This window comes from Alteromonas sp. Cnat3-28, assembly GCF_022348265.1.
Taxonomy (GTDB): Bacteria; Pseudomonadota; Gammaproteobacteria; order Enterobacterales; family Alteromonadaceae; genus Alteromonas; species Alteromonas macleodii.
This window is the reverse complement of sequence record NZ_JAKREY010000007.1, coordinates 173,428-194,108: the sequence shown is the minus strand read 5'-3', so window position 1 is coordinate 194,108 and position 20,681 is coordinate 173,428. Positions and strand designations below refer to the sequence as shown.

The following is a 20,681-nucleotide window of genomic DNA, read 5'->3' as shown; positions in this document are numbered from 1 at the left end:
AAGAATGTAGAGCGCTTTTGAGACGGTTCAATGAAGTATAGGTTACAAATGAAAGGCAATTTTGTGACAGACGACTTTCCCTTTCTTTTTCCCTAATCAACTCTGTACCAGAGCTCAGTTGTTATGAAGTAAAGCTCTATGTAACTTTTGTTGAATAAATGCACAACAAAAGTTATCATTAATGATAACCCAATAGGAATAATGATGAAGTGGGAGATCAAGTTTCACAGAAGCGTTAAAGAGCAAATATTGGCTATGCCACCTAAAGTGCAGGCACGTTTTATACGGTTATTAGAACTTATGGAAAAGCATGGCCCGAACTTAGGGGTTCCCCATACTAAGCCTATGAGTCATGGGCTTTTTGAAGTTAGAGCTAAAGCAAAAGAAGGAATCGGTAGGGCGCTATTCTGCTATACAAAAGTAAAGCAGATACATATTTTATATGCATTCATGAAAAAGTCTCAGAAAACGCCGAAAGAAATAATACAGATCGCCAGATTGAGAATGAAAGAGGTTAACTAGCCATGACTTTACAAAGCCTTAAGCATGAAGCATTGAAGAATAAAGATGTAAAACAGGAGTATGATCGCCTAGAGAGCGAGTTCACACTTATAGAGCAGCTGATAGCTATGAGGAAAGAGGCAGGGCTAACTCAAGAACAGCTTGCGCAAAAAATGCAAACACACAAGAGTAATATTAGCCGATTGGAAAAAGAGAATAGCAACCCTAGTTGGAAGACTCTACTCAAATATGCGAATGTCTGTGGGTTCGAACTTTCGATTACCCTTCATAAAAAAGAAAGCCACATCTCTCGCTAACGATTGTTCTTTACCGCTCTAATTTTTAAAAATATATCCTGATGACTTCATTTATCGACAATAAGAAAAGTCTACGCCGCGATAAATGGCATAACAAAAAGCACCCCTTTGAATCATAGAGCAAACTAAGTACACTCATTCCACGTAGGACAAAAATAACTTTTAACTAAAAAGCGAAATGGAGACTGCAATGAAGAAATTAATGATGGCTACGGCTATTGGCGCTGCAACCCTATTAAGTGCGTGTAGTGCAGAGCATGGCACTACGCAGTGCACTACTGCACCTGAAGCTGAATGGCAGAACCAAGATGCGTTTCAGGCTCAGCTATTAGCGCAAGGTTACAAAATTAACGAGTTTAAAGTGACAGGCGGCAACTGTTACGAAATCTACGGCTTCGACAAAGAAGAAAACAAAGTAGAAATTTACTTTAATCCTGTTGATGGCAGCATTGTTAAGAAAGAAATGCACTAAGTGTGTTTTAACGAACGATTCATCGTTCGCTTGCTTTAACACTTGATAAAACGCTGCAAACTATTGCAGCGTTTTTGTTTTATTCTGAGATAGTTATTTAATGTACAGACCTACTGATACGCCTTCGGATATTTATATTTGGGACTGGGTAGTGCGCCTATGCCACTGGGGCCTTGTTGCTACCTTTGTGACCAATTATTTTATTGTGGAGCCAGGTCGCCTTTATCATGAAATAGCTGGTTATATGGCGGTAGCGCTTATATCTATACGCGTTGCTTGGGGCTTACGTTCAGCTAATCCTAACAAGAAGGGCTCCGCAGATTACGCTAGCTTCTCCACTATTTCGCTAAGCAAGCTGGCCTTTAGAGAACATCTTCAGCACTTAAAGCATAAACAAATCCCACGTACTCATGGCCACAACCCTTTCGGCTGGCTAATGATAATGGCCGTTATCACGTTACTGCTGGGTTTAGGTATTACCGGTTTTATGATGGAAGAAATAGACGCACTGTTTGGAAATAGCACGCTGGAATGGATACACAGTATTATGGCTGATGTTCTTTATGGTTGCGTGCTAGTGCATGTCGCAGCAGTGTTTGCTGTGCAATATATAGGAAATATTCAGTTAGTTCGCCCTATGCTTACTGGCTGGCGTAAGCGTTAAGCCTACGTAAAGCATAGATGTGCTACAGACATAAATACGCTTTTGCAGAAGCTGGCTTGTTCTGTTTGCCAGCCTTTCTGCCCTAAAGATTTTAGTTGACTGCAGGTGTTCGTTATCACCTCGCCGCGTGTGGCTTTTAACTATCTAGCGGACGCTTTGCCTCTCGCACGGCTTTCGGGTGCATTAATTTTTCTAAGCGAGCGAGGTAAGACGCAATTTGCTGATGCTGCTTTTTATCGTTGGTCACCGAGTTATAAAGCCAGTGGTACGCGTCTTCATAATCGTAAGGACTGCCATAACCGTCCAAAAACAACTCAACCAAGTGAATTTGCGCTTTTAGGTTTTTAAGCGCAGCGGCTTCACGTAAATACACTACGGCGCGAGATTTATCCTGCTGCACAAGCGTGCCCTTTGCATAGTAACGCCCCAGTTGCTCTAGTGCTGCTGGCAAACCTTGATTCGCGGCATCTTCCATATAGCCAATACCGCGGGCAGGTTCAGCATCTACGCACACGCCCCACGCCAGCATGTCTCCCCATAAAAACTGGTAGGCCGGTACTTTCAACACGTTGGCACGCGCTTCAATGTCTTGTACTAATTGGCATCGATCAGCCACTACTTTGTCTAAATGTGTATTAGCATTAATCATATCGATTAAGGCATCTTGGCTGTAAAGCTGAACTGCGCGAAGCTCTTCAATAGTTTCGCCTTCTAAAGCGTAAGCGGAAAAGCCCATCCCAGAGGCACATATAAATAAGGCTGTGTGTAGAATACGTTTCATAGCAAAAGAGTATGTGTTGATTACAATGTCTTAGTTAAGGTATCGACTAATTATAGATTATCTTAACCAAGACATGCTTTTCTTTACGAATGGACACATGAGCGTCTGCGGCCAGCTAATATCTGCTTTCAACTTTATGCTGACCACATGCATTTAACCGTACGCCAGCATCTTGCTTTTAGTGGCTACTTTTTCGTGGGCACATGGCCGATTGGATATGGCGGGCGTGATCGGCTAGGTCAATACCTAAATCAGTTAGGTAACCACCGTCTGGCTGGGTGATTAGGCCTTTGGAGTATAGCCTGGATGCTGCGTTCACCATGCTTTGGCTGGCATCGTGATGAATTTTTAAACCTTGAAGTAGGCTGTCTGTTGGAAACTTCAGTAACAAATTTAATTCGTCTAACATGTCCTGATCGAATGAACTCATGTAACCACCTTAGGCAAAAGGGTTAGTAGGGATCTAGCACGCTGGCCACTGTAAAACACCTCAGCAAAGCACTATGGTAACAACCTATACCGAAGCGCACACACCAAAGCACTATTAGCCCTAGATTTGTTAATATTTTTAACGCTTTCTTATATCACACCCAAATGGCACCTCTGTAAAGCGTAATTTATCTGTAAAACGTTTAATCGTGTAAACACAGCGCTTACTGATCGGACTTTGGCGCTAAATAGTATATTCTTGCCATAAATTGAGTTTGTGGATGCACCTGCACTGATGAAGTACAAAGATTTACGCGACTTTATTCGCCAGCTAGAAGCTAAAGGTGAATTGGTACGCATTACCCAGCCCATTGATACCGACCTTGAAATGACAGAAATTGCCGACAGGACGTTGCGTGCTGGCGGCCCTGCACTGCTATTTGAAAACCCTAAAAATCACGACATGCCCGTATTGGCAAATTTGTTTGGTACACCAGAGCGCGTAGCTATGGGCATGGGTCAAGAGTCTGTTGAAGCACTGCGTGAAGTAGGCAAGCTACTGGCTTATTTGAAAGAGCCAGAGCCCCCAAAAGGGCTAAAAGATCTTTGGGAGAAGTTGCCAGTATTTAAGCAGGTGCTTAATATGCCAGCCAAAGTCCTTAAAAAAGCCCCTTGTCAGGAAGTGGTGCTCACCGGTGACGACGTAGACTTATCAAAAATTCCGGTACAGCGCTGCTGGCCGGGTGACGCTGCGCCTTTGGTAACATGGGGTTTGAGTGTTACTAAAGGGCCGCATAAGAAGCGTCAGAATCTGGGCATTTACCGTCAGCAGGTTATCGGCAAAAACAAACTTATTATGCGCTGGTTGTCACACCGTGGTGGCGCCCTTGATTTTCGCGAGTGGTGTCAAACCCATCCTGGCGAACCCTACCCGGTATCTGTCGCGCTTGGTGCAGATCCAGCCACTATTTTAGGCGCGGTTACTCCTGTACCAGACACTCTTTCTGAATATGCTTTTGCGGGCTTACTTCGCGGCGATAAAACCGAAGTGGTTAAGTCTATTAGTAACGACTTACAAGTACCTGCCAGTGCTGAGATTGTACTTGAGGGCTATATTGCTCAAGATGAAACAGCACCTGAAGGCCCTTATGGCGATCACACCGGTTACTACAATGAAGTTGATGACTTCCCTGTGTTTACGGTAACGCATATTACCCATCGTAAAGATCCTATCTATCATTCAACCTATACTGGCCGTCCACCAGATGAGCCAGCTATTTTAGGTGTTGCGCTAAACGAAGTGTTTGTGCCAATTTTACAAAAGCAATTCCCAGAAATTGTCGACTTCTACTTACCGCCTGAAGGATGCTCTTATCGTATGGCAGTGGTGACGATGAAGAAACAGTATCCTGGGCATGCGAAACGGGTGATGATGGGTGTGTGGTCGTTCTTGCGCCAGTTCATGTACACCAAATTTGTGATAGTGTGCGATGACGACGTCAACGCGCGTGACTGGAACGATGTTATTTGGGCCATCACTACCCGTATGGACCCAGCCCGCGACACGGTAATGATAGAAAATACGCCTATCGACTACTTGGATTTTGCGTCCCCCGTTTCAGGGCTAGGTTCTAAAATGGGAATGGACGCCACCAATAAAATGCCGGGTGAGACCGACCGAGAATGGGGCGTACCTATTGTGATGGACGAAGACGTTAAAAAACGCATTGATGATATTTGGGACAGTCTTGGTATTATGTAGCGACTCGATGTAGCGCTAACAACGATTATTAAAGCATGCGCTTGTCTTAAAGCGCATAAAAAGGCGACACGCTAAGCAAGAAGGTTTAAAGAAAATACATGTCAGAGATTAAGTGTAAGGTTGCAAGCATCACGCCTTTAACCGAAGTGGTACAAAAAGTTGAATTAACGCCAGCAAGCCCTGTTGAGTTTAAAGCGGGTCAGTACGCCATGGTGGTAATGGGCGAAAAAGATATGCGTCCATTTTCTATTGCCAATGCCGCCTTTGATAATGGCCGCATTGAATTACACATTGGCGCAGAGCCTGGCAACAGTTACGCAGGAGAAGTGCTAGAGCGCATGCGTGCAGACGGCGAAATTACCGTAAACGTAGGTAATGGCAATGCCTTTTTGCAAAGTAATGGCCTGCCTATGGTGCTTATTGCTGGTGGTACTGGCTTCTCATATACCTACTCTATTCTGCAAGAGCATCTTAACAGCGGCGACAAGACACCACTTACCCTTTATTGGGGTGGAAAACACGCGGCTGATTTGTATTTAGCTGACAAGCTAACTGAGCTCGCTGAAGCTAACGATCACTTCACTTTTGTGCCGGTTGTCGAGTTTGCATGCGACGAATGGAAAGGCAGAACGGGCTGGGTACACCATGCGGTAATGGCAGACCACGCTGACTTTGCCAATATTCAGGTTTACGTTGCAGGTCGTTTTGAAATGGCCAAAGTTGTACGCGATGATTTTACACAACGCGGCTTAAAAGTTGAGAACCTGTTTGGCGACGCGTTTGCGTTTATTTAAGCGCTAGCGTAAACCCATATTCTGAAAGCCGGCGAATGCCGGCTTTTTTGCTTTTTTAAAGTCATTTTTCATTCCCAGCGTCTTACTCCGTTTTTCAATCGCGATGCCTTGCGATGACCAACCATTAAACACGTTTACTCTAATTGTAGCTTTGCCACGTATTCGTTATGGTGAAATAAAAACAGGAGATAACAATGATAAAAAACCGACCCGCACTAGCTAGTATAAGTGCAAAAATAAGAACTGAATTAACGAAAGTACTGGCATCAGCTGTATTGGTAAGTAGCACAGTGTCATTCGCCGCTCACGCACAAAGCGAGCAGCAGCAAACACTTTACGATATTGCCAAAAATATCTCCGCTGAAAACATTGAAAAAGACATTACTACGCTGGTGAACTTTGGTACACGCCATACCCTTTCTGAAACCGAGTCTGATACTCGTGGTATTGGTGCTGCGCGACGTTGGATTAAATCTGAATTTGATAAAATTTCAGCCGAGTGTGGTGGCTGCTTAGAAGTGTACTACCAGTCGGAAGTCATCAGCGGAGAAAAACGTATTCCCGACCCAGTAGAAGTGGTTAGCGTTATCGCGATACAACGCGGTACCACCGATCCAGACCGTTACGTCATCATGTCAGGCGACATCGATTCACGGGTGTCTGATGTAATGGACTTCACCTCTGACTCACCAGGGGCAAACGACAACGCCTCTGGTATTGCCGGTACCCTTGAAGCTGCGCGAGTACTATCCAAATACAAGTTTAACGGCAGTATCGTGTATGCTGCTTTATCTGGTGAAGAGCAAGGGCTTTTCGGCGGGCGTATTATGGCAAACCAAGCCAAGGAAGACGGCTGGCGAATTAAAGCCGTGCTCAATAATGACATGATAGGCAATATCGAAGGGGTTAACGGTGTGATTAACAACACCACCGCTCGCTTGTTTGCTGAAGGTACACGCGTAACCGAAACGGATAAAGAAGCACGCATGCGACGTTTCACCGGGGGTGAAGTTGACTCACCAAGCCGTAACCTTGCCCGTTACATCGATAAAATTGCCGATCAGTATATTGAGAACCTAGACACGATGGTGATTTATCGTTTGGACCGTTTTGGTCGCGGCGGCCATCACCGCCCGTTCAACGACTTGGGCTACCCGGGTATCCGTATTATGGAAACTAACGAAAACTACACCCGCCAGCATCAAGATCTTCGCGTAGAAGACGGTATTGCCTATGGCGACACCTTGGATGGCGTCGACTTTGATTACGCTGCCAAACTTACTGGCCTTAATGCTGTTTCACTTGCTGCAATGGCGTGGGCACCGAATCCACCTGCAAATGTAGAAATTGCCGGTGCAGTTCAACCTTCAACATTTTTAAAGTGGGATGCACTAGACGCTGAAGAGAACCCTCAACTTAAAGGGTACAAAGTATACTGGCGTCATACTGATGCTCCGCAATGGGAATACAGTAAATATGTGGGTAACGTCACCGAGGCCATGCTTGAGAACGTTGTTATCGACAACTACTTCTTTGGCGTAGCCAGCGTGAACAAGGACGGTGTTGAAAGCGTTGTCGTTTATCCAGGTCCTGCGGGAAGCTTTGGAGAATAAGCGTTTATGTTGAGCGCCTATATTGAGCGCTTATACGCATCCAATTGCGCCCCCCCAATTACGCATGCAATCAAGTTCGTGACGTTAAGCTGGTAGTGAAACCGGCTTATCGTCACGAATGACTTTACTCAATAAAAGCTAGTATAAACGTGGACACTACACTCAATATATTGATGTCGCTTACATTTTGTTAATTTAAGCCAGTATGTGTTTATTGGAATTAAGCGACTAACTGCATTACAGTGTAGTAAATGTATGACGGCAGTTCGGAGTTCACCTTTGGTAAGATTCAGCGCGTTCTCGCTCTCTATTTTCACTCAACGTCTTTCTTTATTAGGCATAAGCCTAGCCCTTTGTTGTTTTAATGTTTCGCAATTACATGCCGCCCCTACCAAATTAGGTGCAGCTTCCTTCGAGACCTACATAAGCGACGATGGGGAGCCTGCTCGGATTAACGCATTACTTGAAAAGGTGTTTCAGAAGGCGGAGTTGGATATCCAACTTCAGGTTATGCGACAAGCTTTTTTGGGCAGTTCTGTTCTCACAGGTAGGCTAGACGGTGAATTTGCCTACGTTAATTTGGGCGAGGACAGCAGCAACTATGTACTATCCGATATCTACTTACCCATTTACCTTTACGCGGTAAGTAAAGAGGCGGACGTTGAGGCAATAAAGCTTTTTCCTCATTTAAAAGACAACCGGGTCGCTATTGAAAATCGCTTTGCGAATACGCCATCATTCAGACTGCTGAAAGATATAAAGTGGTCACGCAACCCCACTACGTTTGATGCATTTCGCCAACTTGCCGACGATAGAGCGCCTTACTTAATTACCACCCAGCTGCTTGCGCGGGAGCTAAACATACTGCTGGCTAACGATAATGAAGAAACCCTGCACTTTTCAGCAAAACCTCTAGCAAAAACAGGATTTCAAATAGCTATCAGCAAAAATGTTGCTAACGCTGAAAGGATTGTTGCGCAATTCAATCAAGCTGTGTCGACAATGCAGAATTCGGGGGAATTGAATCAGCCACTTGAGTTAGCTTGGCTCACCAAAGATGTGAATGGCGATGGCGTTGCCGACTTTATCGGGCACAGCAACATAACTACCACGTCAGACTTGTTAAACACCGCCTATTCCCTTGACGGTAAACCTACATCTGAAGCCAGCGCGTTTTATATTGACGGGGATAGATACGCATCGCTTGAGGAAGCGCGTGCTGCCCTTCCCGATAAAGAAAGTTCGTCGCCCCGCGAGTCGCTGTTAGATAAAACCACCTACCAGCTATTACTCCGCCGCTGGTAGATGAATTTTGACTTCGGTGAACTTTGAAAGCAATGAGCGTTGAAAGGCATTAAATTAGGTAGAGAAGCACGAAGTCGACTACGCGACTCCTACACTAAAAAGCATACCTGTCGTTGCTTAAACTAAACGACCTATTCAAAGATATGCGTCAGCTTTGTTAACGCTCTATCTTCGCGCTCTATCTTCGCGCTCTATCTTCGCAATTCTGCTGATCAAAGGTTGCAAAAAAGACGGGGAGTCGGCAGCGTTAGTGTGACGTTTCTGGTAAGTACATTTCCAGAATTGTCAGCAATTCTTCGCCATCGACTGGCTTTGACACATAGTTGTTAAAGCCAGCTTTAAGTGCTTTAACGCGATCAGATGTATAGGCATAAGCGGTCAGTGCTACGGCATTAAGCTTTGCAATTTCTGGTATTTCACTGGCTCTTATTTTTAAAACTAAACCCAGCCCGTCCATTTCCGGCATACCAATATCCGATAGCAGAAGATCGAAGGCTTCTGGCATATCGTTAATTTCTTTCCATGCTAACAGGCCGTTCTTCACAACATTAACTCGCGCGCCGTTAGATTCTAGAAATAGCTTTATAAAATCACGGGCGTCTTGCTCATCTTCTGCGACTAAAATCCGTAAGCCGTTCAAACGCAAAGACTCAGTCAGGTCGCTAATTTCAGAGTTCTTAGTTTCAATAATGTCGTCGTGCAAATTAAGCGGCGCAATAGGCAGCGTTACGTAAAACGTTGTTCCTGTATTAGGTCCGTCGCTTTCAGCATAAATTTCACCACCGTGCATCTCTACTAAACTTTTCACAATAGACAGGCCTAAGCCCAACCCATGTTTGTTGTGCTCGTTTTTGCCTTGATAAAAACGTTCGAAAACATGAGACAGCTGTTCGCGCGTCATACCTTTGCCATTGTCTTTAACGCGGAAAAGGTAGTTCGAATGCTCTCTTCGCCCCCTTACATGCACAGTACCGCCTTTCGAGGTGAACTTAAGCGCATTGCTCAACAGGTTATTGATAACCTGTTTTATACGGAGATTGTCACCCAGAATTTGCGTGTGATCGTCTTCGCAATTTATCGATAGCTGAATATTCTTGCTCGCAAATCCAGCCTCGAAAGATTTGGCAACTTCAGATATAGAACCAGCGATATTAAGCGAATGGGTACTGAGCTTCATCGTACCTGAAATAATACGGGATAAATCGAGAATATCGTTGATCAGTGCTGCCTGAGTTGATGCCGCGCGCTTTATCACCCCAAGGGCATCAGTCATTCTGTCCACATTGCCGACATCCATAAGCGCTAAATCGGTCCACCCCACAATGGAGTTAAGTGGTGAACGTAGCTCGTGAGAAATGCTGGCAAGAAACTGATCTTTCGCTTTATCCAGCTCTTCTAATTTACTAATTTGCTTATCAAGCGACGCTTTTAAGCTTAGCGCGTAAGGTATAAACAGATGGTCAAAACCTTCAATGATTAGTTGATCATCTTCGGTCCACTCTACCGACTCATCAGCGACACTTTGCAAATACATATCAAACGAATTACGAGGAGTAAGAGACTTTCCAATATCTTTCCTGGCTGCATCGCGACCCGCCCAACGAATGGTCTTGTCTTTCTGCTCTCTAAACCAAACCGTGTAGTAGCCCAGTTTTGAAGACACGCAGGAAATATACATGCCTCGAATGCCGTTTAGGTCGCCGCTATCTAAAACTTCGTTTGTTAACCGGTTTATGGCAATGGACTGCTCAGAGCCGCTAATGGCAAATTTTTCGAGTAATTTTGCCAAGGTTTTCTCTGTGGGAGTCTTACCAACCAGATAGTTGCCCGTAGGGGTAACCACCGCCATACCGCACGAATCAGCAACATCCAGTAAGTCTCCTTCTTTCTGCGTGATGGCCTCAAGCGGGTTCGTGTATGAAGTAAGCTGGTGAACAATATAGTTCAGCTTGCGTTGGCGAATTTGAAATTGCTCTTTCTTTTTATGCAGTGCTTTCGTGTGAAGCTGCCAGGCATAAAGGTGGCCTAATGATTCGCAAACTAAACGTTTCTTCTGGTCAATGTAAGCCGGTTTACTGTTGTGGCATGCTAACAATCCCCACAGCTTACCCTCAAAAACAAGTGAAACTGAAAATGAAGAGCGGATCCCCATGTTTTTAAGGTAGGCAATGTGCATAGGCGAAACAGAGCGAACCATCGACATTGATAAATCCAATGGCGGACGTTCTGCCTCTTTAACCGAAGGCTTAAGGTCTATAACTTGCTCTTCTACATCGTAGACACAGCGCACTCGATTTTTTAGATACAGTTCACGGGCCTGACTAGGGATATCCGAAGCGGGAAACTTCAACCCTTTGAATGAGCGAGAATCTGCACTTGCGGCTTCACCAATCACTTCACCACAGTAGGTTTTGTCAAACTGATAAACCATGACCGAGTCGAAACCTATGTATTGCTTAAATACCTGAGCGATAGCATCGGCAACATCCCCTATGGAGTCGCGGTCATCGACATTGGGTAACAATGCGCGAATATCTACATCCATTGGCACCCATTGCTGCGCCGCCTCAAAGCTTAGTTGAGGGGTTGGCTCAAGCTCTATAACCAACAGGCCATTAGAATCGAAGGCAACACCACTGCCCTCTTTCTCCCAATCTTTGAGATGGAGCGCATTTTCAGCAAACTTCCACTGGTAGGCGTGGCGTACATTTCCGCCTTTTACAGCATCGTGAATAGTCTGGAATGTGCGCGCTTCAGGAGAGGGAATGTCAATCAGTTCAGTGATAAGTGTTTCACCGGGAACGACGTCTACGTTGAACATGTCATTAATGTTCTCGCTCACCACCTGAATTTTTTTGGTACTAGGGTTAATGGCTATGACATACCCAAAACTTTGTACGCTTTCAATCAAGTGGATAGCTTCATCTTCACAGTTTTGAAGCGTTGTAGGGGTATTGTCAATTGTTTGCATTACTTTGCGCCAAGTATCAAGAAAGCGAGCTTTCGTCGTGTGTTCCGTAGAGTAACCCACACGATAACAACTTATGGCTGAGAAAGCATGTTATATCGACGTCTAGATCATTAGCTGAGAACATTAAATTTTCAAAAATTCGTACGTTATATCACGAATAAAACTTGTGTTTCTTGATCCTACGCAATAAACTTTCAGTAACTTCTGAAACTTCTGGAAGGTAAAAATGAAAATGACGCCTTTAATTACATCTGCGGTTATGCACTTTGGCGAAATGGGAAGTCGTTGGGGTTTCAACAGAACAGTTGGGCAAATTCTTGCGCTTATTGTTTTGAACGAAGAGCCCATTTCGGCGCAGGAAATTGCGAATGCGCTCAACATATCCAGAGGCAATACCAGCATGGGTTTAAAAGAGCTTCAGTCATGGCGCTTAGTTAAACAGCATCTTGTTCCTGGTGAGAGAAAAGAGTTCTTTATTCCGGCTGGCGATATTTGGACACTGGCCAATAGAGTATTTGAAGAACGAAGAAAGCGCGAGATAGACCCTACCATGAGTCTACTGCGTGATTTGTTGCTTGACGCACCTGCCAATGAAAAAGAGGCAAATGCACAACATAAACTGAACGAAATTCACGATTTACTCGAATCAATTACGGCATGGTCTGAAGAGCTTCAAAATCTTGGGCCTGAAAAGTTAAACACGTTGATGAAGTTAGGTTCTGGCGTGGGCCGTATGCTTGAGCTTAAGGACAAGCTACTTCCGGGGAAAAACAGCGTTAACTAAGGGGGCTTTCTGTGGATGCATTCTTGCTGTCTCGTTTACAATTTGCGTTAAATATTAGTTTTCATATTTTGTTTCCAACCATCACCATGGCGATGGGCTGGTTTCTATTTTACTTTAAGCTGCGCTCTAATATTTCAGGTCACCCTGTGTGGATGCGTATGTATCGCTTTTGGGTACGTGTCTTTGCCCTAAGCTTCGCCTTAGGTGTAGTAAGCGGCGTCACCATGTCATTTCAGTTTGGTACTAACTGGCCTGGATTTATGGAGAAAGTAGGTAATGTGGCGGGGCCACTACTCGGTTATGAGGTACTTACCGCCTTTTTCTTAGAAGCCACGTTTTTAGGCATCATGCTGTTTGGCATACGCCGTGTTCCGAACTGGCTGCATACGGCTTCAACCCTTATTGTTGCACTTGGCACCACTACTTCTGCATTCTGGATACTAGCTTTAAATAGCTGGATGCAAACCCCACAGGGTTTTGAAGTGGTCGACGGCGTTGTGTATGCCACAAACTGGAAAGAAATTATCTTTAACCCGTCTTTCCCTTACCGCTTTGTACATATGATGTTAGCGTCTGGACTGACGGCCAGCTTCCTGATAGCTGGGCTTTCGGCCTACCGCATGCTTAAAGGCGACGACAAGCTTGCGCCTAAGCTCGCGCTTAAAACCGCCACCTATACGGCGGCAGTGTTAATCCCGCTACAAATTTTTGCTGGCGACATGCATGGTTTAAATACGCTTGAACATCAGCCTCAGAAAGTAGCGGCGATGGAAGGACTTTGGGAAACCACTGAAGGTGCACCTTTGTTACTTTTTGCAATTCCTGACGAAGAAAGCAAAGAGAATCATTTTGAAATTCCCATTCCCTATGGCGCAAGTTTAATTCTTACTCACGAACTTAAGGGCGAGATTAAAGGGTTAAATGAGTTTGAAGGAGAGCATCCGCCCGTTGCTCCTGTTTTCTTCGGTTTTAGGGTTATGGTGGGTATGGGCATGTTGATGCTCGCTGTGTCATGGCTTGGCAGTCTTTATCTTATGCGTAACAAAGACTTCCCAATTTGGCTTAAACGCACGTTTGCAGGCATGGCGTTTAGCGGCTGGATTGCTACCTTAGCAGGCTGGTACGTAACGGAAATAGGCCGTCAGCCCTATTTGGTAAGCGGTGTATTAAGAACCGCTGATGCCGTTACCCAGTTACCACCGGCGAATATTGCTCTGTCGTTCACGCTCTACCTTGTTATCTATACGGTACTTCTAATTGCATACATGGGAACACTTATGTTGATGTGCAGAAGAGCCGTTGAAATTGAAGAGATAACGACGGAAGAGCGCGAAGTTGCCAAGGCAAAAATGCAACCTACTGACCCAGACCCAAGCACGGTTTAAGGAGAGCAAACATGTTTGAAAATGTATCAGCAGAAATGCTCGGAAATATTTATGTGGGTTTACTTGGTCTATCTGTATTGCTGTACGCCATTTTAGATGGCTACGACTTGGGTGTGGGTGTACTTATTCCGCCAAGAACAGAAGCGTTTCGCGATGACATGATAGCCTCCATAGGCCCTTACTGGGATGCTAATGAAACGTGGCTTGTGCTCGCCATAGGTCTACTGCTTATTGCTTTCCCTGAAGCCCATAGTGAGTTTTTACAAACCTTGTACTTGCCTGCAACCTTCATGTTATTAGGGCTTATTTTGCGCGGCGTAGCGTTCGATTTTCGCGCCAAGGTTGTGCAGGTGAAAAAGCGTAAGTGGGACATGGTATTCAAATACGGTTCGCTTTTAACCACATTAGCTCAAGGGTATATGTTAGGTATATACGTGACGGGTCTTCGCACAGATATTTGGGCGCAAGGCTTTGCACTTCTCGCTGCATTTGGTGTTACGGCTGCCTATGCGTTTATTGGCTCGTGCTGGTTAATACTTAAAGGCGAAGGTGAGCTTCAACAAAAAGCGTATTACTGGGCCAGAAGAGGTTTAGGGGTACTGGCAGTAGGGATTGTCGCGGTAAGTATCGCGAATCTAACCTTACACGATGACGTGCGAGATTTATGGTTGTCTGCTCCTTGGGGCTATGTGCTTTTCGCTATTCCAGTAGCGTGTTTTGCGCTCTTAGCACTATGTGGTGTGTTGCTTAAAAAACTGCCTGATGCACAAGGGAAAGGCGAATGGCTTCCGTTCTTTATTGCCCTTCTAGTATTTTTACTTTGTTTCACCGCATTTGGCATAAGCTACTATCCGTTTATCATCCCTGGACAGATGACGGTGATGGATGCGCTTAGTGACGCAAGCTCTCTGCGCTTCTTGCTTGTTGGCGTAGTTATTGTTGTGCCTATTATTTTGGCTTATACGGCCATGGTATATAAAATATTCTCCGGTAAATCAGAGAAGCTTTCTTACTACTAGCCTTCGTCGATGGGATCGCAGCAGATCCCAATTACTTGAAACAATAGTGAACATCATTGAAATTCAATGGTGTTCACTTTCTATTCAGCGCTATACTAAACGCTATACATTGCGAGTTTCTTGCGGTTCCCGACGCCTTTCCTGTGCTTGGGGCATTTGCGGCGACCAGTATCCCCAATCCACGAACTCGATCTGAAAACCTGCGATCAAAATATGATCCTTTCCCTCGAACAATGTATACCAATGACTAGAGGATGTTTAGCTTTAGCTAGTCTACCCTTAAGGTGTGATCAAAATTTAAACGTTACTTACCGTTAAATATTTTGTTGACATCAAACTGTAATATTACTATATTTTATTTGGGGCAATTTTTAATAGAAGGAGCCAATACCATGGAAAATGTATTCCATTCGTTCTCACGGTTCTTCAAGCGCGCGCACCCCTACACAGTCGCTCACTATATCGGCCGTAAAAATGCGCAGCGTATCTTAGGATGTAAAATCAAAAAGAAATCCAAGATATTTGCCGACCAGCACGTTGAAGACCAAAATCATTAATTTATATGGGGCCCGTCAAACCGGCCCCTTTTTTTTGGATTTTAAATGTGGTTTAACGGTACCGAGGTTGTGTACTTAATCTGCTCCATTGCAAAGCTTGAAGTGACGTCGGAAAACTCTATACCGTTAACCAATCGCTTATAAAAATGATCAAAGCAATCCATATCGGTAACGAGGACTTTTAGCAGGTAATCGTATTCGCCAGACATACGATAGCATTCAACAACTTCATCAAACGACGCGGCGTGCTTGGCGAAACTTGCCAGCCACTTTCCATCATGTCTGCCCGCTTTTACTTGCACGAAAACGGTCATGGCCAGCCCCAGGTGTTTTGCTTGCAACAGCGCTACTCGCCTAGAGATTATGCCCTTCTCTTCTAGCTTTTGAATACGCCGCCAGCAGGGCGTTACCGTAAGCCCAACTTGCTCAGCGATTTCTGCGACAGGCGTGTCAGCGTTATTCTGTAGCATGGCCAAAATGGCTTTATCTATTGTGTCTATACCGCTTATTTTTTCACTACGCATAGTGAGATGTTGCCCTTTATTTCCGTGTTCTCAGTTTTTCAGCGAATTACGTCAGGCGCTTTACTTTTATGGAGGCTATTTAAAGCCACCAAGGCTGATTAAAGTCGACATTTTCTGGTGCAATTTCGTACTGAAAGGGAGGCGTGAATACATCCCAAAATGCATCCCGCAAGTCCTCGTCTATTATGCTAAGTTTACCTGCATCGCGATAGCGAGATAGCAGTGTGTTGTAAGCGTCAATCGGCATTTGCGGGTTAGACTGGCGAAAGATAACACGCCCTCCAAACTCTTCATACATCGCTTTTTCTGTTTGAAACTGTATAACCTGCTTGGCCGCTATCTCTTTAATGGGTTTCGTTGCCGTTTCACTTGAAACCTGACCTTCAAACTTCTCGATAAACTTGCTTACCAGTGTTTGATTAACAGTTATGCCTTTTTGTTTTGCATAGTCCTCTAAAACAAGCTCATAAATTCTGTTAGACGCATTTACACGGACCACATAATCAAGCATACCTGCGTAATTGTCTTTCGCTTGCTGCTTCAAGTTTTTACGTTCTTCTTCACTAGGCACGACGTCTGCCATACGGATTTCAGTATTAAGCACCATTGCTAAAACACCCTGCTCATCGACTTGTCCATTTGCCTGAGCAGCATAAGCAAGGTTTGAACTTAGAATAAGTAGCGCGGTGGCCAATGAAGATCGAATAGTTGATGTCATGCGCATTTAGCACTCCCTGTAGACGTATTATCGCCGCGATTACGAACACTTTGAGTCTCGCTGAGTGGGTAATTAACTGTGCGGACTAGTATTACCCAAATGGGCGTTGTAATGAGTAAAGCATTAAACGCTATGACTACGCAATACCGTGGCGTACTGATATTAGGAATATGCTGCGAGCTTCAAATTTATTGGGGTGAACGAGTGCTTATGTGGTGTAGCCGAGAGAGGATGGCGATAGCGACGCAGTAGACTAGCTATTGATGAAAAACGTTATTCGTTAGAAATGATATATACCAAAAGCGGTATGGACTAAAAGCTTTGTCGCGCGTTTAGCGTGAGTGTGGAAATGCAGACAATAGAAAGAAAAACGGCGGTCAAATGACCGCCGTTTTTGAATTCTTAGATAGCTTGCACGTTAGCAGCTTGAAGACCTTTTTGACCTTCTTCAACTTCAAATTCTACTCGCTGACCTTCTGGAAGCGTTTTGTAACCGTCAGAGATGATCGCACGGAAATGAACGAATACGTCCTTACCGCCGTTATCTTGAGTTAGAAAACCGTAACCTTTATCAGCGTTGAACCACTTAACTGTGCCTGTAACTTTAGACATGTCGTATAGACCTCAAATATCGTATTAAATTGCGCATAAGCGCGTGTAACTAAGTTCTTTAGAGTCTTTAAATTGGCGGAGTATTGGGTCTTACTTACGAATGGACAAACAACTTACAACAAATTACCGGGTAACTCGAGTGGTTTAACATATAGCAAATAATACAAAATCGCGTCTCTTTAAAGACTTTGGCTAAAAGCCAAAGCCACTATAACACTCTTCGGGACGATTAATATACAAATTAATTGATAAACTACGGATTTCATAAATATTTCACCGCAGCGTAACAAAAATTAATGCCCTTTCCGCCAGGCTAAATACCAGCAAATTGCGCCAATTACGCCTGTACTTGCAGGGAAATACCAAGATAAATCGTACATTGGCAGTATTGCTGTCATTAACACAAAGGTGGCGCCCACTACGCTTAAATGAGTGGTCTGAGTTGTTTTCTTTTGCTCTTGAAGCAGTGCCAAATGGGCCCTTTGTTGTTGCAATGGCAAGCGCTTCATTTGCTGTAAACTGTCGTACAGCAGGTCTGGCATTTCAGGTAGTTTTTCAGACCAGAAAGGTAAGTTGTCTTTCACCTTCCCCATCATGGCGGTAAAGCCAATCTGCTCTTTCATCCAGTTTTCAAGAAACGGCTTAGCGGTTTTCCAAAGGTCGAGCTGAGGATACAACTGACGGCCTAAGCCTTCGATATACAGCAATGTTTTTTGCAGTAGCACAAGCTGTGGCTGCACAACCATATTGAAACGTCGTGCCGTATTAAATAGCTGCAGCAGCACGTTACCAAAGGATATTTCAGCTAGTGGCTTTTGGAATATAGGTTCACATACCGTGCGGATGGCCATCTCGAACTCATCGATATTGGTATCCTGCGGTACCCAGCCTGAGTCGGCGTGAAGCTGCGCGACTTTGCGATAGTCGCGGTTGAAGAAGGCAATAAAGTTCTCAGCCAAATAGCGCTTGTCTTCACGGTTGAGCGTACCCACAATGCCAAAATCGATGGCGATATATTTGGGGTTGTCAGGGTGTTCGGTAGATACAAAGATATTGCCCGGGTGCATGTCTGCATGGAAAAAACTGTCGCGAAATACCTGAGTGAAGAATACTTCCACACCGCGCTCGGCCAATTTTTTCATATTGGTATTTTGGGTAAGTAATGCGTCTATATTTGAGATTGGCAGACCGTAAATACGCTCCATAACCAACACATTACTGCGGCAATAGTCACTGTAAATTTTAGGTACATAAAGCGCGTCTGAACCTTCAAAATTACGCCCTAACTGAATACCGTTTGCAGATTCACGCAGTAAATCCAGCTCATCAACAATGGTCTTGCGGTATTCTACAACCACTTCTACAGGACGCAGCCGTTTGCCATCAGGAAGCCAGCGTTGAAGCACGTTAGCCAAGCTAAACAATAGCTCCATGTCCGCCACGATGGTATCGCGAATGTCTGGGCGCAACACCTTTACCACAACGTCTTCATTGTTATGTTTTAACTTTGCCGCATGAACTTGGGCGATAGAGGCAGACGCCAGTGGCGCCTTTTCAAATTCACTGAATAATTCGCTTAAGTCAGAAAGTCCCAACGCTTGCTTGATAATGTCTTGTGCAGCGTCAGATGAAAACGGCGGAACTTTGTCTTGTAAACGGGCAAGTTCGTTAGCGATGGCTGGGGGAAGCAAGTCTCGGCGGGTAGAGAGCATCTGGCCGAATTTAATAAAAACAGGCCCAAGGTTTTGTAGTGCAAGGGTAATACGCTCGCCGGCTGACTTGCCCTTGTGCTTGTTTCGCACCCAAAAAATGGTATGACGCATAGCCCGCGCGTACCAGGGTAACCACTTTGCTGGAATAAGTTCGTCTAAGCCGTGTTCCAACAATACCTTGTTAATTCGGTATAACCTAACAATACGCATTTATGAGCCTGTTTCTCTCAATCTTACTTAAATTTTTCTTCTAGGCGGCGCAGTCTCGCATCGGCACTTTCTGCTCGATCGCGAAGCGCATTAACTTCGTCACTAAAGTGCATAACCGCCAGCTTGTGTGCAGCAAGCTGCTTTTCTTCTACTACGGCGTTGCCGAATACCTTCGCCATGGAAGCTAGCGCTGACATCGACTTCTCATGCACGGTTTTCACCGTTTTCACGGTCTGATGGGCAATAACATCGTTGGTCTTTTGTGCCAGCAACTCTTCAATGTCGATATCGAGCTGCTGAAACAAGGCACTGACCTGCTGAGCAACATTGAGCTCTCCTTCCAAAAAGAGGGCCTTTTGCTGAATAAGACGAGTCAACTGGCTGGTTTCTTTTAACTCTGGCAAGGTTTGTAGCGACGTTTTAATACAACAGTCTTTCGGCCCAAGGGACGCGACGGCGTCTTCAAACGAGCCTTGTTCGCTGAGTACGTCAATACGGTCAGAAAACGACAGCGTAATACCATAAGGAAGCGGCGAAATGAACGCGGTAAGCCTGGCGCCAGCAAGCGCTTTTAGCCTTACTTCGCTGTCTTCGTCTAAAGACAGCAACTTGTTTAAAACCGATTCAGCCGTTGCGGTAACCAGCGCAGAAGTAGGCATTAAAACTTATAACCTCTATGTAGCGCTACAATACCGCCAGTCAGGTTTTGGTAATCACATTGCTCAAAGCCAGCCTGCTCGAACATCCCCTTCAAGGTTTCTTGATCTGGGTGCATACGTATGCTTTCCGCAAGGTATTGGTAGCTTTCTGCATCGTTCGCCACTAGCTGACCCATTTTTGGCAAAATGTGAAACGAGTACATATCGTAAAGTTTGCTGAGCTGCTCTGACGTAGGCTTAGAAAACTCTAATACCAGTAAACGGCCGCCTGGTTTTAACACGCGAAAAATAGAATTAAGCGCGTTTTGCTTTTCCGTTACGTTTCTAAGGCCAAACGCCATGGTCACCACATCAAAATGGTTGTCGGGGAAAGGCAGTGCTTCCGCGTCAGCTTGCACATAGTCGATATTGCTTACCAAGCCGCGGTCGCGCAGCTTATCACGGCCTACTTTCAGCATAGACAAGTTGATATCTGCAAGGGTTACGCGCCCTGTAGGGCCTACCAAGCGAGAGAACTTAGCGGTTAGATCGCCAGTACCACCGGCAATATCCAATACTCTATTACCCGCGCGAACACCGCTGCAGTCTATTGTGAAACGCTTCCATAAACGATGCACTCCCATCGACATAAGGTCGTTCATTACGTCGTACTTTGCTGCAACAGAGTCAAAAACATTAGCAACTAAAGAGGCTTTTTGCCCTTTATCCACCTGTTTGAAACCAAAGTGCGTTGTATGCTCAGTAGCATTGTCGATTGCAGAGTCTGCTTGCGTAGCGGGAGTTTGATTGTCGCTCATGACAGTCCTGTAATTTGAATATTGTTATTAATGCCGAAGTGTATAGGATTGTGTGCTCAAGCAAAAGCTTTATGCCTGACTGTCTCCTGATGTAA

The 20,681-nt window shown here is 44.9% G+C and carries 22 protein-coding genes; 13 read left to right on the top strand and 9 right to left on the bottom strand.

All coding sequences use genetic code 11. The features are described from left to right. The first annotated feature begins 204 nt into the window (after nt 1-204). The 4 genes from MHM87_RS09650 (at nt 205) to MHM87_RS09635 (ending at nt 1,954) form a co-directional block, all read left to right on the top strand. The gene (locus tag MHM87_RS09650; RefSeq protein WP_239258841.1) at nt 205-522 is read left to right on the top strand and encodes a type II toxin-antitoxin system RelE/ParE family toxin; all 318 of its coding nucleotides are present in this window, start codon (nt 205-207) and stop codon (nt 520-522) included. Nucleotides 523-524: 2 nt separating this feature from the next. Further along, nucleotides 525-818 (top strand): helix-turn-helix transcriptional regulator, encoded by a 294-nt coding sequence (locus tag MHM87_RS09645; protein WP_187446870.1) that lies wholly within the window; start codon nt 525-527, stop codon nt 816-818. A 190-nt stretch (nt 819-1,008) separates the two neighbouring features. Then, the gene (locus MHM87_RS09640; protein WP_014950922.1) at nt 1,009-1,290 is read left to right on the top strand and encodes a PepSY domain-containing protein; all 282 of its coding nucleotides are present in this window, start codon (nt 1,009-1,011) and stop codon (nt 1,288-1,290) included. 100 nt (nt 1,291-1,390) lie between these two features. Then, nucleotides 1,391-1,954, top strand: coding sequence for a cytochrome b/b6 domain-containing protein (locus MHM87_RS09635; protein WP_239258839.1), 564 nt, complete (start codon nt 1,391-1,393; stop codon nt 1,952-1,954). Nucleotides 1,955-2,090: 136 nt separating this feature from the next. Here MHM87_RS09635 and MHM87_RS09630 read toward each other — a convergent pair whose 3' ends face one another. Both MHM87_RS09630 and MHM87_RS09625 read right to left on the bottom strand, forming a co-directional pair. Further along, on the bottom strand, nt 2,091-2,735 hold the full coding sequence (locus MHM87_RS09630; RefSeq protein WP_239258835.1) for a tetratricopeptide repeat protein: 645 nt from the start codon (nt 2,733-2,735) through the stop codon (nt 2,091-2,093). A gap of 178 nt (nt 2,736-2,913) precedes the next feature. Further along, the gene (locus MHM87_RS09625) at nt 2,914-3,165 is read right to left on the bottom strand and encodes a TIGR02647 family protein (protein WP_014950925.1); all 252 of its coding nucleotides are present in this window, start codon (nt 3,163-3,165) and stop codon (nt 2,914-2,916) included. Nucleotides 3,166-3,459: 294 nt separating this feature from the next. Between MHM87_RS09625 and ubiD the strand changes: the two genes are divergently transcribed. The 4 genes from ubiD to MHM87_RS09605 all read left to right on the top strand — a co-directional run bounded on the left by ubiD (nt 3,460) and on the right by MHM87_RS09605 (nt 8,638). Further along, a complete protein-coding gene (gene ubiD / locus MHM87_RS09620; protein WP_014977535.1) occupies nt 3,460-4,926 on the top strand; it encodes a 4-hydroxy-3-polyprenylbenzoate decarboxylase in 1,467 nt (488 codons plus the stop codon). Between the two features lie 98 nt (nt 4,927-5,024). Further along, nucleotides 5,025-5,720, top strand: coding sequence for an NAD(P)H-flavin reductase (gene fre, locus MHM87_RS09615; RefSeq protein WP_239258832.1), 696 nt, complete (start codon nt 5,025-5,027; stop codon nt 5,718-5,720). A 194-nt stretch (nt 5,721-5,914) separates the two neighbouring features. Then, the gene (locus MHM87_RS09610) at nt 5,915-7,333 is read left to right on the top strand and encodes a M28 family metallopeptidase (RefSeq protein ID WP_239258829.1); all 1,419 of its coding nucleotides are present in this window, start codon (nt 5,915-5,917) and stop codon (nt 7,331-7,333) included. Nucleotides 7,334-7,612: 279 nt separating this feature from the next. Then, nucleotides 7,613-8,638 (top strand): transporter substrate-binding domain-containing protein, encoded by a 1,026-nt coding sequence (locus MHM87_RS09605; protein ID WP_239258826.1) that lies wholly within the window; start codon nt 7,613-7,615, stop codon nt 8,636-8,638. Between the two features lie 247 nt (nt 8,639-8,885). Here MHM87_RS09605 and MHM87_RS09600 read toward each other — a convergent pair whose 3' ends face one another. Next, a complete protein-coding gene (locus tag MHM87_RS09600) occupies nt 8,886-11,609 on the bottom strand; it encodes an ATP-binding protein (RefSeq protein WP_239258825.1) in 2,724 nt (907 codons plus the stop codon). A gap of 226 nt (nt 11,610-11,835) precedes the next feature. On the opposite strand from MHM87_RS09600, the gene MHM87_RS09595 reads away from it, so the two are divergent. The 4 genes from MHM87_RS09595 (at nt 11,836) to MHM87_RS09580 (ending at nt 15,354) form a co-directional block, all read left to right on the top strand. Beyond that, a complete protein-coding gene (locus MHM87_RS09595; RefSeq protein WP_202285953.1) occupies nt 11,836-12,393 on the top strand; it encodes a MarR family transcriptional regulator in 558 nt (185 codons plus the stop codon). A gap of 11 nt (nt 12,394-12,404) precedes the next feature. Beyond that, nucleotides 12,405-13,778, top strand: coding sequence for a cytochrome ubiquinol oxidase subunit I (locus MHM87_RS09590; RefSeq protein ID WP_014980453.1), 1,374 nt, complete (start codon nt 12,405-12,407; stop codon nt 13,776-13,778). Nucleotides 13,779-13,789: 11 nt separating this feature from the next. Beyond that, nucleotides 13,790-14,797, top strand: coding sequence for a cytochrome d ubiquinol oxidase subunit II (locus tag MHM87_RS09585; protein ID WP_014950934.1), 1,008 nt, complete (start codon nt 13,790-13,792; stop codon nt 14,795-14,797). Nucleotides 14,798-15,189: 392 nt separating this feature from the next. Then, complete coding sequence (locus tag MHM87_RS09580) at nt 15,190-15,354, top strand: hypothetical protein (protein ID WP_014950935.1); 165 nt, start codon at nt 15,190-15,192, stop codon at nt 15,352-15,354. Between the two features lie 41 nt (nt 15,355-15,395). Here MHM87_RS09580 and MHM87_RS09575 read toward each other — a convergent pair whose 3' ends face one another. Together MHM87_RS09575 and MHM87_RS09570 are read right to left on the bottom strand one after the other, a co-directional pair. Beyond that, a complete protein-coding gene (locus MHM87_RS09575; protein WP_080752387.1) occupies nt 15,396-15,878 on the bottom strand; it encodes an Lrp/AsnC family transcriptional regulator in 483 nt (160 codons plus the stop codon). A gap of 79 nt (nt 15,879-15,957) precedes the next feature. Continuing rightward, the gene (locus tag MHM87_RS09570; RefSeq protein WP_239258823.1) at nt 15,958-16,596 is read right to left on the bottom strand and encodes a hypothetical protein; all 639 of its coding nucleotides are present in this window, start codon (nt 16,594-16,596) and stop codon (nt 15,958-15,960) included. Nucleotides 16,597-16,707: 111 nt separating this feature from the next. On the opposite strand from MHM87_RS09570, the gene MHM87_RS09565 reads away from it, so the two are divergent. Next, nucleotides 16,708-16,848 carry a hypothetical protein gene (locus tag MHM87_RS09565; protein WP_156086993.1) on the top strand — a complete coding sequence of 47 codons (141 nt, stop codon included), beginning with the start codon at nt 16,708-16,710 and terminating at the stop codon, nt 16,846-16,848. Between the two features lie 150 nt (nt 16,849-16,998). Here the strand turns inward: MHM87_RS09565 and MHM87_RS09560 are convergent, their stop codons facing one another. The 4 genes from MHM87_RS09560 to ubiE form a co-directional block, all read right to left on the bottom strand. Next, nucleotides 16,999-17,208, bottom strand: coding sequence for a cold-shock protein (locus tag MHM87_RS09560; protein ID WP_012519905.1), 210 nt, complete (start codon nt 17,206-17,208; stop codon nt 16,999-17,001). A gap of 293 nt (nt 17,209-17,501) precedes the next feature. Then, complete coding sequence (gene ubiB / locus MHM87_RS09555) at nt 17,502-19,130, bottom strand: ubiquinone biosynthesis regulatory protein kinase UbiB (RefSeq protein WP_239258821.1); 1,629 nt, start codon at nt 19,128-19,130, stop codon at nt 17,502-17,504. Nucleotides 19,131-19,153: 23 nt separating this feature from the next. Continuing rightward, on the bottom strand, nt 19,154-19,789 hold the full coding sequence (locus MHM87_RS09550; RefSeq protein WP_101566073.1) for an SCP2 sterol-binding domain-containing protein: 636 nt from the start codon (nt 19,787-19,789) through the stop codon (nt 19,154-19,156). After that, complete coding sequence (ubiE, locus tag MHM87_RS09545) at nt 19,789-20,586, bottom strand: bifunctional demethylmenaquinone methyltransferase/2-methoxy-6-polyprenyl-1,4-benzoquinol methylase UbiE (protein WP_061095989.1); 798 nt, start codon at nt 20,584-20,586, stop codon at nt 19,789-19,791. Before ubiE ends, MHM87_RS09550 begins: the two co-directional genes overlap by 1 nt. Between the last annotated feature and the right edge of the window lie 95 nt (nt 20,587-20,681).

Coding starts and splice junctions, on each gene's coding strand:
- MHM87_RS09650 (WP_239258841.1), top strand. CDS start 205: ATGAAGTGGGAGATCAAGTTTCACAGAAGCGTTAAAGAGCAAATATTG.
- MHM87_RS09645 (WP_187446870.1), top strand. CDS start 525: ATGACTTTACAAAGCCTTAAGCATGAAGCATTGAAGAATAAAGATGTA.
- MHM87_RS09640 (WP_014950922.1), top strand. CDS start 1,009: ATGAAGAAATTAATGATGGCTACGGCTATTGGCGCTGCAACCCTATTA.
- MHM87_RS09635 (WP_239258839.1), top strand. CDS start 1,391: ATGTACAGACCTACTGATACGCCTTCGGATATTTATATTTGGGACTGG.
- MHM87_RS09630 (WP_239258835.1), bottom strand. CDS start 2,735: ATGAAACGTATTCTACACACAGCCTTATTTATATGTGCCTCTGGGATG.
- MHM87_RS09625 (WP_014950925.1), bottom strand. CDS start 3,165: ATGAGTTCATTCGATCAGGACATGTTAGACGAATTAAATTTGTTACTG.
- ubiD (WP_014977535.1), top strand. CDS start 3,460: ATGAAGTACAAAGATTTACGCGACTTTATTCGCCAGCTAGAAGCTAAA.
- fre (WP_239258832.1), top strand. CDS start 5,025: ATGTCAGAGATTAAGTGTAAGGTTGCAAGCATCACGCCTTTAACCGAA.
- MHM87_RS09610 (WP_239258829.1), top strand. CDS start 5,915: ATGATAAAAAACCGACCCGCACTAGCTAGTATAAGTGCAAAAATAAGA.
- MHM87_RS09600 (WP_239258825.1), bottom strand. CDS start 11,609: ATGCAAACAATTGACAATACCCCTACAACGCTTCAAAACTGTGAAGAT.
- MHM87_RS09595 (WP_202285953.1), top strand. CDS start 11,836: ATGAAAATGACGCCTTTAATTACATCTGCGGTTATGCACTTTGGCGAA.
- MHM87_RS09585 (WP_014950934.1), top strand. CDS start 13,790: ATGTTTGAAAATGTATCAGCAGAAATGCTCGGAAATATTTATGTGGGT.
- MHM87_RS09580 (WP_014950935.1), top strand. CDS start 15,190: ATGGAAAATGTATTCCATTCGTTCTCACGGTTCTTCAAGCGCGCGCAC.
- MHM87_RS09575 (WP_080752387.1), bottom strand. CDS start 15,878: ATGCGTAGTGAAAAAATAAGCGGTATAGACACAATAGATAAAGCCATT.
- MHM87_RS09570 (WP_239258823.1), bottom strand. CDS start 16,596: ATGACATCAACTATTCGATCTTCATTGGCCACCGCGCTACTTATTCTA.
- MHM87_RS09565 (WP_156086993.1), top strand. CDS start 16,708: ATGAGTAAAGCATTAAACGCTATGACTACGCAATACCGTGGCGTACTG.
- MHM87_RS09560 (WP_012519905.1), bottom strand. CDS start 17,208: ATGTCTAAAGTTACAGGCACAGTTAAGTGGTTCAACGCTGATAAAGGT.
- ubiB (WP_239258821.1), bottom strand. CDS start 19,130: ATGCGTATTGTTAGGTTATACCGAATTAACAAGGTATTGTTGGAACAC.
- MHM87_RS09550 (WP_101566073.1), bottom strand. CDS start 19,789: ATGCCTACTTCTGCGCTGGTTACCGCAACGGCTGAATCGGTTTTAAAC.
- ubiE (WP_061095989.1), bottom strand. CDS start 20,586: ATGAGCGACAATCAAACTCCCGCTACGCAAGCAGACTCTGCAATCGAC.